The organism is Microbacterium memoriense (assembly GCF_025398275.1).
In the GTDB taxonomy this organism is placed as follows: Bacteria; Actinomycetota; Actinomycetes; order Actinomycetales; family Microbacteriaceae; genus Microbacterium; species Microbacterium memoriense.
In genome coordinates this window covers 1-16,551 of the sequence record NZ_JAODOR010000015.1, presented here as the reverse complement: position 1 = coordinate 16,551, position 16,551 = coordinate 1, and the positions used below count along the sequence as shown (strand labels likewise).

Below are 16,551 nucleotides of genomic sequence, written 5' to 3'. Positions count from 1 at the left end.
AATCTCACCCCACCGAAATGAGGTTGAGGTTATTTGGCATTTGACAAGTGCACGCTGTTGAGTTCTCAAGGATCGGACGCTCCCACTGCTCAGCCTCTCAGCCTCGCCCGCAGGGCAACTTCTCTTTTGTCCGTTCGATGTCGGCAGATCGGCGCTTCGTTCGACTTTCGTCGACCAGTGGTCCCTGACCTGGCTCTCTCGAACCGGACTCCCTACCCTAGCACACCCTCAGGTGAGGATTTGATAGTTGGTGGGGCATGTTCACTGCTTGAGGGTTGCGGGGCTCTTAGCCTCTCCGCTCTCCCCTTTGGGGCGAACAACAAGAACATTACGCGGCGCCCACGTGCCTGCCAAATCCGGTGGGCCGCCCGGGCGTGTCGCGTCTCTGCCCGCGCGACGCCGCTAGAGATCGACGCCGATGAGGACGGGCTCGGGCTGCAGCAGCAGGCCGTATTCGGATTGCACGCGCTGCTGGATGTAGCGGGCGAGCTCGGCCAGTTCGCCCGCTGTCGCGCCGCCCCGGTTCGTCAGCGCGAGCGCGTGCTTGGTCGACAGCGCGGCGCGCGATCGGGGCAGTTTGAATCCCTTACGGAGACCGGCGTTCTCGATGAGCCACGCGGCACTGACCTTGACGTCGGGCTGTGTGGAAGTCGGCGGCACGACGAGTCCGTCATACGACTCGAGTGGGATCACCTGTACCGAGTCCACCTCGACGCTCAGCGGCCACCGGGGGCACGCGTCCGGCAACGTGCGGGCGAAGGAGGCCGACACCACCGCATTCTGGAAGAACGATCCGGCGCTGAAGGTGTCCGGATCGTTCTCGTCGAGCACCATGCCTTTGCGGGCACGCGTTGTCCGCACGGTCTCGCGGATCCACTCGAGGGAAACCTCGGCATCCGCGGTCAAGCCGAGGGCCTGACGCAATTGTGCACCGCGAACCGGGATCGCACCGTGGCCCACATCGGTCAGCTCCAGCGTGATGGAGACGATGACGCCGCTCCGCCGCGCGCCGACGCCGTAGTGAGCTTTCAGCACCGAGGTGCGAAAGCCCAGTTCGAGCTCAGCCGCCGAGACGGTCTCAAGCTCGCCTGTCGCCTCATCGAGCAGCTCGACCTCGACCAGCGTCTCGATGATCTCTTGGCCGTAGGCACCGATGTTCTGGATCGGCGCGGCGCCGGCCGTACCGGGAATGCCGGACATCGCTTCGATGCCGCGAAGACCTTCCGCGACGGTGTAGGCGACCAGGTCGTCCCAGTCATGTCCGGCTTGGATGCGAAGTCGCACCACACCGTCACGTTCTGCGGGCACCCTCTCGATGCCGCGATTGCGCACGAGGACAACGGTTCCCTCGAACTCATCGTCCCCGACCAGGAGGTTCGATCCGCCGCCGACGACCAGCCATGGCTCTCCGTCTGCCCAGATCTGAGTCATCGCCGCGATGAGTTCGTCGCGCGTCGAGGCCTCCAGCATCCGTGCAGGTGCACCACCCGCGCGGAGAGTCGTCAGCTCCGAGAGCGGACGAGGCGTGATCTCACGCGCGACCGATGTCATCACGCTCACTCGTCCAGGCGCACACGCACCTGCGCCTTGCCGAGAACGGTCGTTTCGCCGAACGTCACCGTCAGATCGATCCGCGCGACGCCTTCTTCGAGCGCACCGATCTTCGCTGAGACGGTGAGATCGGCACCCTCTCGGGCATCGACGACGACCGGACGGGTGAACCTCACTCCGTACTCGAGGATGCGGCCAGCGTCGCCGAGCCACGGAACGAGCGTCTCGACAGCCACGCCCATCGTGAGCATGCCGTGCGCGAGGACACCCGGCAGACCGACCTCGGTGGCGACGTCGTCGCGATAGTGGATCGGATTGAAGTCCCCGGATGCGCCGGCGTAACGCACGAGTGCTTCCCGCGTGAGGTGGACGGTACGTTCGGCGATCACGTCGCCGACAGTCAGCACGGTCATGCGACTTCGCCCCCGATCAGCAAAATAGACGTGGCGGTGACGACGTGGGCGCCGGCGGCATCCGTGATCTCCGAGACGCTGGTGACCATGGCGCCTTTCCCGAACGGCCGGACGTTCGTGATCTGCAACTGTGCGACGAGCTCGTCCCCGGCGACGATCGGCCGTGTGTAGCGGAAGCGCTGCTCCGCGTGGACCGTGCGCTCCAACGCGATGCCCGAATCCGGCGCTGCCAGCAGTTGCTGCAGCGTGAGGTCTTGGATCACCATCGCGAACGTCGGCGGCGCGACGACGTCGGGGTAACCCATCGCGCGCGCTGCGGTCGGGTCGACGTGTTGCGGATCGTCGGCGAAGACAGCCCGCGAGAACTCGCGCACTTTCTCACGACCGACCAGGTAGGGCTCGGTCGGCGCGAACGCACGACCCACCAGCTCAGTATTCACGGACACGCTTCGATCCTACCGAGGCTGCTCAGCGTCCGCGCTGGGCCCGGATCGCACGCAGCGCCATCTGCCCCGCGATGAAAGCGAGGAACGCCGCGAACAGGATGTTGGCCGTGAGGGGGTTCAGGAGCGTGGCGATCCACGCGCCGAGGGCCGTCGTCGTGCAGGCGGACACACCGACGAGCGCCGCGGAGAGCAGGTCGACGTTGTGACGTCGGATGTTGCCGATCGTCCCGGAGATCGCGGTCGGGATCATCATCAGCAGCGAGGTGCCCTTGGCGATCAGGTCGCTCGTGCCGAAGAGGAACATCAGCGCGGGGACGACCACGACACCGCCGCCGACGCCCAACAGACCGGCCAAGACTCCGGTGATGACCCCCAGAGCGAGCAGTCCCAGCGCGCTCCTCCACGTCAGCAGCAGTTCGGCGTCACGCGACGGGACGACGATGAAGAGCATCACGATCACGACCACGAGGAATCCGACGAAGCCCCAGCGAAGGGCGTTCTGCGGCACGCGCGCGAGAAGCCACGTGCCCCCCTGGGCACCGACGACGGCGCCGAGGGCGAGGATGAGCGCCGGGATCCAGGCGACGGAGTCGTGCACCGCGTAGGAGATCACGCCGACCGCCGCGGTCGGGATGATGGCGGCGAGCGAGGTGCCGGCTGCGCGGCGCTGATCGAAAGCGAGAAGCAGGACGAGCATCGGCACGATGACCGTGCCGCCACCGACGCCGAACAGGCCAGACAACAACCCTGCAGCAAGGCCAATCCCCACGCACGAAAGGATGAAGCGTGGCGAGCGGCGCCCGCTCACGCGGTCTCCTCCGCCGCAGCCACGCCCGACTCTTCCGGAGAGTAGTCGTCTTGCGGCGGGCTGACCTCGGTGGATGCGTGCTCGAATTGCGACTGGTAGAGGCGCCAGTAGGCCCCTTCCGCCGCGATGAGCTCGTCGTGCGACCCCTTCTCGACAATGTCACCATGCTCCATCACGAGGATGAGATCTGCGTCACGAATGGTCGACAGGCGGTGCGCGATGACGAACGACGTGCGTCCTTCGCGGAGCGCCGCCATCGCGTGCTGCAGCAGCAACTCCGTGCGGGTGTCGACGGACGACGTCGCCTCGTCGAGGATCAGCACCGAGGGTCGGGCAACGAACGCACGGGCGATCGTGATGAGCTGCTTCTCTCCCGCCGAGACGTTGGAGGCATCCTCATCGAGGATGGTGTCGTAGCCGTCGGGGAGTGAGTGGACGAACCGGTCCACTCGGGTCGCCGTCGCGGCCGCCACGATCTCGTCGTCGGTCGCCGACTCCCGGCCGTAGCGGATGTTCTCCCGAATCGACCCGGCGAACAGCCACGGGTCTTGGAGCACCATGCCGGTACGCGAGCGCACGTCGTCCCGGCTGAGTTCGGCGATGTCCTGGCCGTCGAGAAGGATGCGTCCGCCGTCCAGCTCGTAGAAGCGCATGATCAGGTTGACCATCGTCGTCTTGCCGGCGCCCGTGGGGCCGACGATCGCGACCGTCTGCCCCGGCTCGACGCGGAACGACAGGTCGGTGATCAGCGGCCGGTCCGGCGAATAGGCGAACTTGACGTTCTGGAACTCGATGACGCCCTTGCCGTCGACCGCCTCCGGCGCGTCCTCGGCATCCGGTTCTTGCTCGTCGGCATCGAGAAGCTCGAAGACACGCTCTGCCGACGCCGTGCCGGACTGGATGACCGCGGCCATTCCGCCGAGCTCCGACAGCGGCTGGGTGAACTGCTGCGAGTACTGGATGAATGCCTGCACGTCGCCGAGGCGGAGGTTTCCGCTAGCGACCATCAGACCACCGAGGACGGCGATGCCGACGTAGGTGAGGTTTCCGATGAAGGTCATTCCCGGCATGATCATGCCGGACAGGAACTGCGCCTTGAAGGCCGCCTGGTAGAGCTCCTCGTTCTCCTCCTGGAACTTCTCCAGGGAGTCCTTCTCGCGTCCGTAGACCTTGACGAGAGCGTGGCCGGAGAACGATTCCTCGACGCGCGCGTTGAGTCGTCCGACCTTGCGCCACTGGATACCGAACGCCTTTTGGGACTTCGGCCCGATGATGCCGAAGATGACCGCCATGAGCGGGAGCGAGACGAGTGCGACGAGCGCCAGCTGCCAGGAGATGGTGAACATCATGAACAGCACACCGATGACCGTGAGCACAGAGGTGACGACGGTCGAGAGCGACTGCTGCATCGTCTGCGTGATGTTGTCGATGTCATTGGTCACCCGCGAAATGAGCTCGCCGCGCTGAACTTTGTCGAAGTACGACAGCGGCAATCGGTTGATCTTGCGCTCAACCGATTCACGCAGCCGATACATCGTGCGCACCATGATGATGTTGATGACATAGCCCTGGAGCCAGGTGAGCACCGAGGACGCGACGTAAATGGCGAGGACCGTGACGATGACGCGGCTCAACGCGTCGAAGTTCACACCCGCACCGACGACGAAGTCGTCCATTGCGCCGATCAAGTTCGCCATGTCGGTTTGTCCGGCGCTGTTCAACGCGCTGACGACGTCGCTTTGCGATGTACCGGCCGGGAACTGACCCATCAGACCGAGAGACGTGACCCCTTCGAAGATGATGTTCGTCGCGTTGCCGAGCACCTTCGGCGCAATGACAGCGAGGACGACGCCGATGGCGCCGAGAATCGACACCAGGGTGAAGGCGACCGCGTGCGGCTTCAGGAGCCCGACGAGGCGGCCGAAACTCTTGCCGAAGTTCGCCGCCTTACCGGGTGCGACGCTGTCCCAATCGCCGGAGTTCTGACGAGCCTGCTCGGCAAGCTCGATCTCGAGGCGCTCGTCCTCGCTGATGACATCGGGAGTACTCACGCTTCTACCCCCAGCTGCGATTCGACGATTTCTCGGTAGGTCTCGCTGGTTGTCAAGAGCTCTTCGTGCGTTCCCAGGCCGACCATCTGACCGTCCTCGAGGACCACGATGCGGTCGGCTTCCGTGACGGTCGAGACTCGCTGCGCCACAACGATCTTGGTGACCTCGGGCAACTCTCGCCACAGCGCTTGTCGCAATCGTGCATCGGTCGTGAGGTCGAGCGCGGAGAACGAATCGTCGAAAACCAGGATGTCGGGCTGGTGCACGATCGCGCGGGCGATGGCAAGCCGCTGACGCTGGCCTCCCGAAACGTTCGTTCCGCCCTGTGAGATGCGCGCTTCGAGCTTCCCCTCCATCTCCTCGACGAAGTCGCGCCCCTGGGCGATGTCCAGCGCCGCCCACAGGTCGTCGTCGGTGGCCTCTTCACGACCGAAGCGCAGGTTCGAGGCCACGGTTCCGGTGAACAGGAACGGACGTTGCGGGACCAGACCGATGCTCGTCCAGAGATGGTCGAGGTCGGCTTCGCGCACGTCGACTCCTCCGACGCGGACGGATCCGCCGGTGACATCGAACAGGCGCGGGATGAGGGAGATGAGCGTCGTCTTGCCGGCGCCGGTCGACCCGACGATCGCGACCGTCTCACCAGGCTTCGCCTCGAAGCTGATGCCGTGCAGCACGGGCGATTCAGCCCCGGGGTAGGTGAACGCGACGTCGTCGAACACGACGGTCCCCAGTGTCGGAAACTCGCGCGTCGCGCTCTCGGACCGGGTGAGGGTCGATTCGCTCTCGAGCACCTCGCCGATGCGTTCGGCCGACACCGCCGCCCGCGGAATCATGATGGTCATGAAGGTCGCCATCAAGACGCCCATCAGGATTTGACCGATGTACTGCATGAAGGCGAAGAGGGTGCCGATCTCGATGGAACCCTCGTTGACTTGGATGCCGCCGAACCAGATGACGCCCACCACGGTGACGTTGAGCACCAGCATGGCGAGCGGGAACATCAGCACGAACAAAGAGCCGACTTTGCGCCCGACGACCATGATGTCGTGGTTGGCGCCGGCAAAACGCTGCTCCTCGATGTCTTCGCGCACGAAGGCGCGGACGACGCGCACCCCGGTCAGCTGCTCGCGCAAGATGCGGTTGATCGCGTCGAGCTTCGTCTGGAAGCTGCGGAACAGCGGAACCATCCGGCTGATGATGATGGCGACCAGCACCAGCAGGATCGGGACGGAGACGCCGATGAGCCAACTGAGTCCGACGTCCTGCTGGAGCGCCATGATGATGCCGCCGATCGCGAGCATCGGCGCGGTGACGAGCATGGTGGCGCCCATCATGGCGAGCATCTGCACCTGCTGCACGTCGTTCGTGTTGCGCGTGATCAGCGATCCGGGGCCGAAGGTCGAGACCTCACGCTCCGAGAAGGCGCTCACCTTCTCATAGACGTCCAGCCGGATGTCGCGCCCGGCGCTCATCGCCGCACGGGCCGCGAAGTACGTCGCGATGATCGCAGCGGTGATCTGGCCGAGCGAGATCGTCAGCATCATGACGCCGGTCGACCAGATGAAGGCGGTGTCGCCCGCGGCGACACCCTTGTCAATGATGTCCGCGTTCAGACGCGGGAGATACAGCGAGGCCATCGCCGAGATGAACTGAAAGACCAGTACCCCGAGGAGCCACCACTTGTACGCGCCCAGATAGCGGACGAGGAGCTTTCCGAGCATGCGCGTACTCCGTTGCTGCGAGGAGAGGGACGGTCCATGCTAACGCTGACCGCCGACTCGCACGCGACCGACGGGTTTCACGCCCGGACGGGCACCGCCACGGTCCAGGTGCCGTCGTACGAACGGCGATGCGCGCTCGTCGGGTCGGCGGGATGGCCGGGACACGTCACGGTCACCCGGAACGGTGCGGCGACATCGGCAAGGATGGATTCTCCCGGAAACCGCAAAACCCCCGGTCGAAACCGAGGATTTTTCGTGGTAGCAGGAGCGGGGCTTGAACCCGCGACCTCACGATTATGAGTCGTGCGCTCTGACCAGCTGAGCTACCCTGCCACGCCGCATCCACACGGCGAGATGTGGATGCTGCGAGCCCCGAGTCAGGATTGAACTGACGACCCCTTCCTTACCATGGAAGTGCTCTACCACTGAGCTATCGGGGCGAACTGCCCGCGCACGGGCAACTAGAAGAGTTTATCAGAGCCGGAGCATCGGAAAAAACCGCTCAGCCGACCGTGTGCGACCCGGTCGTGTGCTCGTACAGCCACGGCATGGGGTCGACGTGCGTCGTTCCGCCCAGCAACACCTCGAGGTGCAGATGCGGACCCGTAGCTTTGCCGGTCTGACCGACCTTGCCGATGACCTCTCCGGCGGCGACGGTGTCGCCCTGAACGACACTCAGCGAGCCGTACTGCATGTGACCGTAGCGGGTGGAGACGAGCTGGCCGTCGATGATGTGGTCGATCAACACCGTGACGCCGTAGTCCGCGCCCGCCTCGGTGGCGATGCGGACGGTGCCCGCGGCGACTGCGTGGACCTCGGCGCCGGCGCCCGGCGTCAGGTCGACGCCGCGATGCGGCGACGCGAACTGCGAAAGGTACGTTGTCGAACCGTACGAGGCCGACACGGGCACACCGACCGGGAACGGCCATTGGATCAGCGCGTCGGAGTTGTTGACCCACGTGCCGGCGAACAGCGTGACGCCCGAATCTGCGGCGACATCGACCATGGAGGCGACGTCGTACGACTCCGTGCGGTCGAGGTCCGTGGCGCCGGCATCCGACGAGGCGATGAAGGCCTGGATCTCCTCCGGCGCGATCTTGGTCGCCGAGGCGGAGGCGGTGAGGTCGGCGGCGACGTCGCTCGCCGAGGCGACAGCGGCCGCGGGGGTCGTCGTGCCCACAGCGAGGAGTCCGACCACGGTCATGACGCCGATCGAGAAGGATGCGGCGGCGAGCCGCTTGGCGATCGCCCCGGCGCGGTGGCGCGTCTTGCGGCGGACGAGGTGAACGTCGATCGCTGCGACGGGTACGGGCACCTCGTCGTCTTCGACTCGGGACGCCTGGATCGGGGTCTCGCCGGTGAAGGCGAAGAGCCGTGCAGCGAACTCGAACTCGTCGACCAGGCACTCGGGCTCGGCGGTCGGCGTGAACGCCGAGTCCGCGGGAAGATCCGCGGCGGGGGTGATTTCCGGAGCGATCTCTTCGGATGCCGCAGCAGCCAACCGGCGATACTCTGCACGCGTCAAGACACCCGACGCCGCCGGCGCCGTGAGCGCGGAGGGTCGGCGGCCGTCGCGGCGCGTGAGCGCGGCGTCAGCCAAGGGGGCGTCGAGCGTCAAATCGCAGGCTCTCGTCAGGCCGCTCCGAAAGGAGCGGGGAAGTACTCGGGGGGCTTCAGATCACCATCTGCCGTTCGGGTGGCAAAGATAACGATCGGGTAAACACTACAGGGGGCAATCTGAGAATGCGATGAACGGTCAGCGGTATATCGCCGCGTGTATCCGGTCGAATGTCTCCCGACCGGCGGCAATCACCATCTCGCGACCAGGCCGTCCTGCGGGCTCACCACCGATGACACCACCGGCTTCCGTGACCAGCACGCCGCCGGCCGCGTGATCCCAGGGTTGCAAGTTCTTCTCGAAATAGCCGTCGAGGCGGCCCGCCGCAACATAGGCGAGATCGAGTGACGCGGCGCCGGCGCGCCGCAAGTCGCGCGCGAACGGCATGACGGCGCGGACGCGCGCGAGGTCGCCCTCGTGCTGCGCCGGGTCGTAGCCGAATCCGGTTGCCAGGAGTGCCCCGGCGGGCGACGGCGTCGACACGTGCAGTCGCATTTTCCCCAGCCAGGCCCCCTGCCCTCGAACCCCCGTGAAGGTTTCACCCGTCGCGGGGTTGTGGACGACACCGACCTCCGGCATCCATTCGTCTGGCGTGGGCTCTCCGGTGACCGCGGCAATGCTGACGGCGTAGTGCGGAATGCCGTAGGAGTAGTTGACCGTGCCGTCGATCGGGTCGACGATCCACGTCACCCCCGAGGTTCCCCGCTCGGCGCCGGACTCCTCGCCGAAGAAGCCGTCGCCCGGCCGGGCCTGCGCGAGCCGCTCACGAATGAGAGCCTCGACTTCGCGATCGGCCTCGGTGACGATGTCCGCGAGCGACGACTTCGATGCCGCGATCGTCACCCCGACCTGGCGGCGGATACGAGCAAGTTCCCCCGCCTCGCGGGCGATGGTTTCGGCGAGTTCCAGAAGCTCCTGCATGCCTCCACGCTACGCGCACTACCGTGGGGGCATGAGCGAGATCTACGATGCCGTGATCGTCGGCGGCGGACACAATGCCCTGGTCTGCGCCGCGTATCTCGCCCGCGCCGGCAAGCGCGTGATCGTCCTGGAGCGCCTCGGTCACGTCGGCGGCGCAGCCGTGTCGGAACGGCCGTGGGCGGGGGTGGATGCCCGGCTCTCGCGCTACTCGTATCTCGTCAGCTTGCTGCCCCGGAAGATCATCGACGATCTGGATCTGCGGATCGATCTGCGCCGCCGCCGTTACTCGTCGTACACTCCAGATCCCACGGACCCGAGCCGCGGCATCCTCATCGACAACGGCGATGCGTCGGCCACGACTGCGAGCTTCGTCCGGACGGTCGGAGATCCCCGTGAGGCCGAGCGGTTCGCGGCATTCACCGATCGGACGCTGCCCCTCGCGGCGGAGCTCTTCCCCACGGTCACCGCTCCCCTGCAACGCGCCGGCGACGTGCGCACGCGGGTCACCGACGTCGCACTATGGGATGCCGTCACGACGCGTCCGCTCGGTGCCCTGTTGCGGGCCGGGCTCGAGTCCGATATCGCGCGGGGCATCGCCCTGACGGATGGGTTGATCGGAACGTTCTCGCACGCAGATGACCCGTCACTGCGTCAGAACAGGTGCTTCCTCTACCACGTGATCGGTGGGGGCACCGGCGACTGGGACGTCCCGGTCGGCGGCATGGGCCACGTCTCCGGCGAGCTCGAACGCGCTGCGCGCACATCCGGTGCTGAGGTGCGCACGGGCGCCGCTGTCACGGCGATCACCCCCGACGGTGAGGTCACGCTCGAGGGCGGTCAGACGCTGCACGGGCGACTCGTGCTCAGCGGCGTGGGCCCTGCTCTGCTGAGTCGCCTCCTGGGTGAGGGTGATGGTCCCGCACCCGAGGGTGCGCAGCTGAAGGTCAACATGCTGGTGCACCGGCTCCCTCGACTGCGCGATGAGACGGTCTCCCCCGAGGCGGCCTTCGCCGGCACCTTCCACGTGAACGAGACGCTGTCGCAGCTCGACGCCGCCCACGATGCGGCCGTGGGTGGCAGCATCCCCTCCCCGCTGCCGGCGGAGATCTACTGCCATTCCCTCACCGATCCGTCGATCCTGGGGGACGAACTGCAGGCATCCAGCGCGCAGACGCTCACGCTCTTCGGGTTGCAGGTGCCGCACCGCTTGGGGCGGGATGCCGACCCCACGGCGCATCGCGATGAGCTTCTGGCCGCCGCACAATCGTCTCTGGACTCGGTGTTGGCGGAACCGATCGCCGATTGCGTCTTCGAAGCTCCGGACGGTTCCCCCTGTATCGAGGCCCGCACGACCGCGGATCTCGAGGAGTCGCTCGGGATGGTCGGCGGCGACATCTTCCACGGCGACCTGTCGTGGCCGTGGGCGACCGATGAGGAACCACTCGACACGCCCGCGCAGCGCTGGGGTGTCGCGTCCGCACACGACCGCATCCTGCTGTGCGGGTCCGGTGCACGCCGTGGTGGCGCAGTGAGCGGCATCGGGGGCCACAACGCCGCGATGGCCGCGCTGGAACTCCTCGGCTGACGCTACAGCGGCGCCTTGCGGGCACGTTGTGTCGCCATCCTGGGCGGGCGGCGACAGACGTGGCCCGTTATACGGGATCAGCCGTGCGCGGCGGGAGGGGCGGCGGCGGCGGGAAGCCCTCGTACCCGGAGCGCGGTGCGTCGATGGCCTTCTCGGGCGCCGCGTAGGTGGGCTGTCCCGTGTAGTAGGCGTTCCAATCGGGGGTGACTCCGTCCGGGAGGACCGGCAACGGGGTCACGCCGTCGGCGTAGGTCGGCCACTGCGCCACCGGGGCGGGAGCCGCGTAGGCGACCGGCGCGTCGGGGCGAGGCTTCTTGGGCGCGAACAACGCGTTCACGAGCGGCACGAGCGCGGTGCCGACCGCAGCGAGGATCGCAAGGGCGACCACGACCCGCCAGTAGATCGGACGGAAGTTCACCTCCTGCGACAGGAGCAACGGCAGCACCAGCATGACGGCGAGGATCGCGACCAGACCGATCGTGACGTAGGTGACGATCGTGGTGAAGGTCGTCTCGTAACGCTGGTGGGCTTTCAGATAGAGCCGCACGTGCAGGAGTGCGCCTTGCAAAACCAGGGCGATCAGGATGAAGCGGAAGAAGCGGTCGCCGCCGAATCCGTAGTAGTAGTCGGTGGGGTCCGGCATCCAGATCAGGAAGGCACCGATCAGCAGGATCGCCACCCACGTGATCATGCTCGTCAGGGTGAGCCAGTCCGGTCGGCGCGGGGCCATGTTCGCCTCGGCGATCGCGACCCCGGCGAAACCGGCCAGAAGCAGGATCGTGAGGAACGCCTTGCCGACCATGCCGTTGGCATCGCCGATCAGCACCCAGATGACACACACGATCGCTGCCGCGATGAGTGCACCGATCGCCACCCACAGGGCCGCCCGCATGATTCTGTTGCTCGGTGGCGAAGCGGTCTGTTCGGTCATGGTGGGGTCCTCCTCCGGTGCGGCATGTGGCCCCATCCTGACACGCAACCCCGGTAGAAACGACGAAGCGCCCCACGAGGGGGCGCTTCAATCGAATGGTGGCGAGTGAGGGATTCGAACCCCCGAAGTCGATGACAGCTGAGTTACAATCAGATCCCTTTGGCCGCTTGGGTAACTCGCCAGGTGCGCATCCGCCCGGCTTTTCCAGTCGATCGGAGGCGCGATCAACTATCTTACCCGTCCGCGCGCCGTGCTGAAAACCAACGGCGCTACTCCGTGCCGGTAACCCGTCCCACGAAGCTCTCGACGCGTCTCCGGGTCCCGTCGATACGACGGTCGACGCTCGCCCGGATCTCGCTCGGCGCCAACGGTGCGGCCAATCGGACGTTCTCATGGCAGCCGAGATCGGCACACATGTAGGTGCCGACGCTGGCGCCGCGGTCCCCGGCATCCCCCACTCGTCGCGCCGTGAACAGCGCGACCTGGTTCCCCGGTTGCATCGTGTGACACATGTTGCACATCGCGGCGTGCGAGCGAGCGCCGCTCGCGGCGCGCACGACGACTCCGATCGCCGCACCGTCCTGCTCGATCACGATGTAGCCACGTCCGCGGTTGGTCGGATCCGGCCACGCCAGGAAGTCGAGGTGGTCCCAGTCTGCCAGGACGAAGGACATCGGTACGGCGAGGCGTGCCCGCTCGTCGGCGGTCGCATTCACCAGTGCCGAGCGCACGTGGTCCTCGGTGAGCGGCTGCATCCGGCCAGTCTACGAAGCTGCGTTCGCCCCGGTCCCCGCCCGCGCTCGCAGGAGGAAACCGAACCCGAAAGCCACGAAGAACATCAGCACCCCGTAGACCGCGGCCGGCAGGCTGAGTTCGACCGAGCCCATCACCGTCTGGGCGATCACGATCGCGAGGGTGGCATTGTGGATGCCGATCTCGAACGACGAGGCGATCGCCTGCCGCTGCTCGACGCGGAATACGCGCGGAACGAGATATCCGACAGACAGCGAGATCAGACAGAAGAGGACGGTGATGGCTGCAAGTCCAGCCGCGTTCTCTACCAATAGCGCCCAGTTCGACGCGACCGCGCCGGCGATCACGACGACGAGAACGATGACCGAGATGATGCGGACCGGACGGTCCATGCTGTCGGCGAAGCGGGGCCACAGTCGACGGACGATCATGCCCGCGATGACCGGGAGCAGCACGATTGCGAAGACCTCGACCGTTTTCGACCACTGCATGCCGAGTTCGTCATCGAACGGTCGGAAGTAGGCAATAGCCAGATTCGTGATGATCGGCAGCGTCACGACGGCGACGACCGAGTTGATCGCGGTCAGCGAGATGTTCAACGCGACGTCGCCGCGGAAGAGGTGGCTGTAGAGATTCGCGGTCGTCCCTCCCGGTGACGCCGCGAGCATCATCATGCCGACCGCGAGGACCGGCGGGAGTTGGAAGACGAGCACCAGCCCGAAGCAGATCACCGGCAGCAGGACGAGTTGGCACGCGAGGGCGATGATCACCGCTTTCGGATGCCGCGCGACGCGCGCGAAATCCGCCAGAGTGAGGCTGAGGCCCAGTCCGAACATGATGATGCCGAGGGCGACGGGCAATCCGATGGTGGTCAACGCTGATCCCATGCGCTCAGTGTGCCGCACGTCGCGCCCGCGCGCGGGGATATCAGGGCCGGAGCTTATCGAACATTTATCCTATCAACCTCTTCCCTGTATCGTCTTTATGTTCTATACTGGGGATGGCGGCCGCACCATTCACGCGACCGCAAGGATGAGCCGGCAGAGCAACCGGACGTTGAATGATCGACGTCAGGACTGCCATGGAAGATTCGACCCTCGTCGACCCGCACTGGGTCGAGCTTTCTGCGCTCGTCACGCGCGCCGAGTCCAATCGCGCCGAGATGGCGCGATTGTTGGCGGAGCGGGCCGAGTTCTGCGCGGATGCCCTCGATCTCGTTGCGGCGCGCGTCGCGCAGCGCGATGCTGCTCGTCCGGGACGCGAAATTGGCGACACGATCCCGCTACGCGAAGTGACCGCGGAACTTGCGACTGCACTCCGCGTGGGAGAGCGGACCATCTCGGCGTGGCTGGGTGACGGCGCCGCCCTCACGCACACCTACACCGCGACGCTCGCGGCTCTCCGCGCTGGCCGCATCGACGATCGACATGCATCGGCCATCATCGATGGCGGTGCACCGCTCAGTCAGCCGAACCGAGAAGAGTACGAGCGGCTGATCCTGCCGATCGCCGAGGCCGAAACGGCGCCGGCAACGCGTCACTACGCGCGCATCATCGCGGCGCGGCTGCAGCCGGACATCACCGAACAAGCCCGCTCCCGGGCGTTGGCGGAACGCCGCGTACGAGCCTTCGACATCGAGGAAGGAATGTCCCGCCTTCTGCTGGACGCACCCGCGACGCTCGTGCACGGAATCTTCGACCGGTTGACGGCGATGGGCGTCGCGCAGCGTGACGCCGACAACGCCCCTGCCGAGCCTGACGACCCCGGCGGCCAGCCAGCGGATGAACCCGACGCGCGCACCCTCGATCAACGGCGCGCCGACATCATGTGCGACCTGATGCTGACGGGCGCACCGACGGCCGACGCCGACACGGACCTCGGCGCGATCCGCGCGACGGTGCAGGTAACCATCCCCATCCTGACGCTCGCCGGGCTAGACGACGAGCCCGCCCTCCTCGACGGCGAGAGTCCGATCGATGCCACCACCGCGCGAGCTCTCGCTGCGGGAGCACGGTGCTGGCAACGGGTCATGATCCATCCCGTCGCCCAAGAGCCGCTACGAATCGACGCCTACCGGTCGACCACACGTTTTCGCCGTCTCCTCAATGCGCGCGATCAACGCTGCCGATGGCCGGGCTGCCGCCGCCGCGCTCAGCGTTGCGACGCCGACCACACCATCCCGTTCGAGGACGGCGGGCCGACGTGCGCCGGAAACCTCGAGCTCTTGTGTCGACACCATCACACGCTCAAGCACGCATCGCTGTGGCAGGTCACGCACCTCGGCGGCGGCACGCTCGAGTTCATCTCGCCGACGAAGCGAAGATATCGAAACAATGCACCTCCCGTCGTGGTCGCCGTCGCTGGCCGACCACGGTGGGCTCGGTTCCTCGCTGCGCCGACCGATCCGGCAGACACTCCGCCTTTTTGATCGCCAGACGCCGCGCAATGCGGAGCATCCGTCGAGTAAATTGGGCGCATGGCTGATTCTTCGTTCGACATCGTCTCCAAGATCGACCGCCAGGAGGCCGACAACGCGCTCAATCAGGCGCGTAAAGAGGTCGAGCAGCGCTACGACTTCAAGGGCACGGATGCCGACATCACCTGGAGCGGGGACGCCATCGTCATCAAAGCCAACAGCGAAGAGCGAGCCAAGGCTGTCCTTGATGTTTTCCAGTCCAAGCTCATCAAGCGCGGCATCTCGCTGAAGAGCCTCGAGACCGGCGACCCCGTAGTCGGATCGAAGGAATACCGCATCACGTCGACCCTCAAAGAGGGGATCTCGTCGGAGAACGCCAAGAAGATCAGCAAGATCCTGCGCGACGAGGGCCCCAAGTCGGTCAAGTCTCAAATCCAGGGCGACGAGCTCCGCGTGCAGTCGAAGTCGCGCGACGACCTGCAGGAGGTCCAGCGCCTCCTGAAGTCGGCCGACCTCGATCTCGATCTGCAGTTCGTCAACTACCGCTAAGGCACGCTGTTGACCTGGGCTTTTCCACTCCCAGTCCGCAGCGAGTCCGCAGAATCTGCCACGACGAGCATGAAGGCAGCTGTTGCAGAACGCGTGCGATCTTCGGCAGATGGCCATAAATGGCTGTAAACGTTGAGAGTGATCGACGGCTGCGCATGGCCGAGCGCACGCTGAACAGTGACGACGTCACAACCGGATGCGATCAGGTTTGATGCGAAGGTGTGGCGCAAGGCGTGCAGCGTGAATTCGTCTGACAGACCTGCCTCCGAACGAATGCGGCGCCACTCTGCGCTCGCATTGTTGCGATTCCACAGTCGACCCAGCTCTGTGCGGAACATCTGCTCGTCCAACTCCTCGAGCTGCATCCGAGCAACGTGCGCAGCCAACGAGGACGTGAGCTCTGCCGGAACAAAGACCGTGCGCTCGCTTCCGTACTTCGGCGCCACCAGGTGCGCCGACTTGTGCGTGGCGCCCTGGACCTGACGCGCGATCGACATCGAGCGCCCCAGGAAGTTGACGTCACCGAGCTGGAGGCCCGCGGCCTCGCCGAGACGGAGACCCGCGTACAGGCAGACTTCGACGAAGACACGGAAGTCCCCGGCGACCGCCATGACACTTCTGATTTGGTCGATGGTGAGTATGCGCATCGAGGACTCGGCTCGGCGAAGCCGCGGCGGCTTCACACCGACCGCTGGGCTGGTCGGCACAAGCCGATCGGCGACGGCTGCGCGGAATGAAGCGCCCTGGGTCTGATGGAGACTCGCGCTATTTGATTCCCACCAGCT

General features: G+C 65.9%; 15 protein-coding genes and 3 tRNA genes. 3 read left to right on the top strand and 15 right to left on the bottom strand.

The window, feature by feature from the left end; all coding sequences use genetic code 11:
• Positions 1-402 precede the first annotated feature (402 nt).
• The 10 genes from N4R40_RS12435 to N4R40_RS12390 all read right to left on the bottom strand — a co-directional run bounded on the left by N4R40_RS12435 (position 403) and on the right by N4R40_RS12390 (position 9,532).
• A complete protein-coding gene (locus tag N4R40_RS12435) occupies positions 403-1,551 on the bottom strand; it encodes a UDP-N-acetylmuramate dehydrogenase (protein ID WP_261607700.1) in 1,149 nt (382 codons plus the stop codon).
• A 5-nt stretch (positions 1,552-1,556) separates the two neighbouring features.
• Positions 1,557-1,964, bottom strand: coding sequence for a MaoC/PaaZ C-terminal domain-containing protein (locus tag N4R40_RS12430; RefSeq protein WP_261607699.1), 408 nt, complete (start codon positions 1,962-1,964; stop codon positions 1,557-1,559).
• Positions 1,961-2,410, bottom strand: coding sequence for a MaoC family dehydratase N-terminal domain-containing protein (locus N4R40_RS12425; RefSeq protein WP_261607698.1), 450 nt, complete (start codon positions 2,408-2,410; stop codon positions 1,961-1,963). Before N4R40_RS12425 ends, N4R40_RS12430 begins: the two co-directional genes overlap by 4 nt.
• A 22-nt stretch (positions 2,411-2,432) precedes the next feature.
• Positions 2,433-3,218: a sulfite exporter TauE/SafE family protein gene (locus N4R40_RS12420; RefSeq protein WP_261607697.1), complete on the bottom strand. Its 786-nt coding sequence runs from the start codon at positions 3,216-3,218 to the stop codon at positions 2,433-2,435.
• On the bottom strand, positions 3,215-5,269 hold the full coding sequence (locus tag N4R40_RS12415; protein ID WP_261607696.1) for an ABC transporter ATP-binding protein: 2,055 nt from the start codon (positions 5,267-5,269) through the stop codon (positions 3,215-3,217). Before N4R40_RS12415 ends, N4R40_RS12420 begins: the two co-directional genes overlap by 4 nt.
• Positions 5,266-6,993: an ABC transporter ATP-binding protein gene (locus N4R40_RS12410; protein WP_261607695.1), complete on the bottom strand. Its 1,728-nt coding sequence runs from the start codon at positions 6,991-6,993 to the stop codon at positions 5,266-5,268. The genes N4R40_RS12415 and N4R40_RS12410 overlap by 4 nt, the downstream gene beginning before the upstream one ends.
• A gap of 256 nt (positions 6,994-7,249) precedes the next feature.
• A tRNA-Met gene (locus tag N4R40_RS12405) sits at positions 7,250-7,326 on the bottom strand.
• A gap of 35 nt (positions 7,327-7,361) precedes the next feature.
• Positions 7,362-7,433: transfer RNA gene (locus tag N4R40_RS12400), tRNA-Thr, on the bottom strand.
• 62 nt (positions 7,434-7,495) lie between these two features.
• Complete coding sequence (locus N4R40_RS12395; RefSeq protein ID WP_261607694.1) at positions 7,496-8,611, bottom strand: M23 family metallopeptidase; 1,116 nt, start codon at positions 8,609-8,611, stop codon at positions 7,496-7,498.
• A gap of 138 nt (positions 8,612-8,749) precedes the next feature.
• Complete coding sequence (locus N4R40_RS12390) at positions 8,750-9,532, bottom strand: inositol monophosphatase family protein (RefSeq protein ID WP_261607693.1); 783 nt, start codon at positions 9,530-9,532, stop codon at positions 8,750-8,752.
• Between the two features lie 31 nt (positions 9,533-9,563).
• Here N4R40_RS12390 and N4R40_RS12385 point away from each other — a divergent pair, with 31 nt between their 5' ends.
• Positions 9,564-11,117: a phytoene desaturase family protein gene (locus N4R40_RS12385; RefSeq protein WP_261607692.1), complete on the top strand. Its 1,554-nt coding sequence runs from the start codon at positions 9,564-9,566 to the stop codon at positions 11,115-11,117.
• A gap of 67 nt (positions 11,118-11,184) precedes the next feature.
• Here the strand turns inward: N4R40_RS12385 and N4R40_RS12380 are convergent, their stop codons facing one another.
• The 4 genes from N4R40_RS12380 to N4R40_RS12365 form a co-directional block, all read right to left on the bottom strand.
• A complete protein-coding gene (locus N4R40_RS12380) occupies positions 11,185-12,048 on the bottom strand; it encodes a hypothetical protein (RefSeq protein WP_261607691.1) in 864 nt (287 codons plus the stop codon).
• 96 nt (positions 12,049-12,144) lie between these two features.
• Positions 12,145-12,229, bottom strand: a tRNA-Tyr gene (locus N4R40_RS12375).
• 88 nt (positions 12,230-12,317) lie between these two features.
• On the bottom strand, positions 12,318-12,803 hold the full coding sequence (locus tag N4R40_RS12370; protein ID WP_261607690.1) for an FBP domain-containing protein: 486 nt from the start codon (positions 12,801-12,803) through the stop codon (positions 12,318-12,320).
• 9 nt (positions 12,804-12,812) lie between these two features.
• Positions 12,813-13,688: a bile acid:sodium symporter family protein gene (locus tag N4R40_RS12365; RefSeq protein WP_261607689.1), complete on the bottom strand. Its 876-nt coding sequence runs from the start codon at positions 13,686-13,688 to the stop codon at positions 12,813-12,815.
• Positions 13,689-13,882: 194 nt separating this feature from the next.
• On the opposite strand from N4R40_RS12365, the gene N4R40_RS12360 reads away from it, so the two are divergent.
• Both N4R40_RS12360 and N4R40_RS12355 read left to right on the top strand, forming a co-directional pair.
• Positions 13,883-15,229 (top strand): HNH endonuclease signature motif containing protein, encoded by a 1,347-nt coding sequence (locus N4R40_RS12360; RefSeq protein ID WP_261607688.1) that lies wholly within the window; start codon positions 13,883-13,885, stop codon positions 15,227-15,229.
• A 48-nt stretch (positions 15,230-15,277) separates the two neighbouring features.
• Positions 15,278-15,766 carry a YajQ family cyclic di-GMP-binding protein gene (locus N4R40_RS12355; RefSeq protein ID WP_261607687.1) on the top strand — a complete coding sequence of 163 codons (489 nt, stop codon included), beginning with the start codon at positions 15,278-15,280 and terminating at the stop codon, positions 15,764-15,766.
• Here N4R40_RS12355 and N4R40_RS12350 read toward each other — a convergent pair.
• A partial coding sequence (locus tag N4R40_RS12350; RefSeq protein WP_261607686.1) for a tyrosine-type recombinase/integrase occupies positions 15,763-16,551 on the bottom strand: 789 nt, incomplete at its 5' end. The two genes, N4R40_RS12355 and N4R40_RS12350, sit on opposite strands and share 4 nt — an antisense overlap.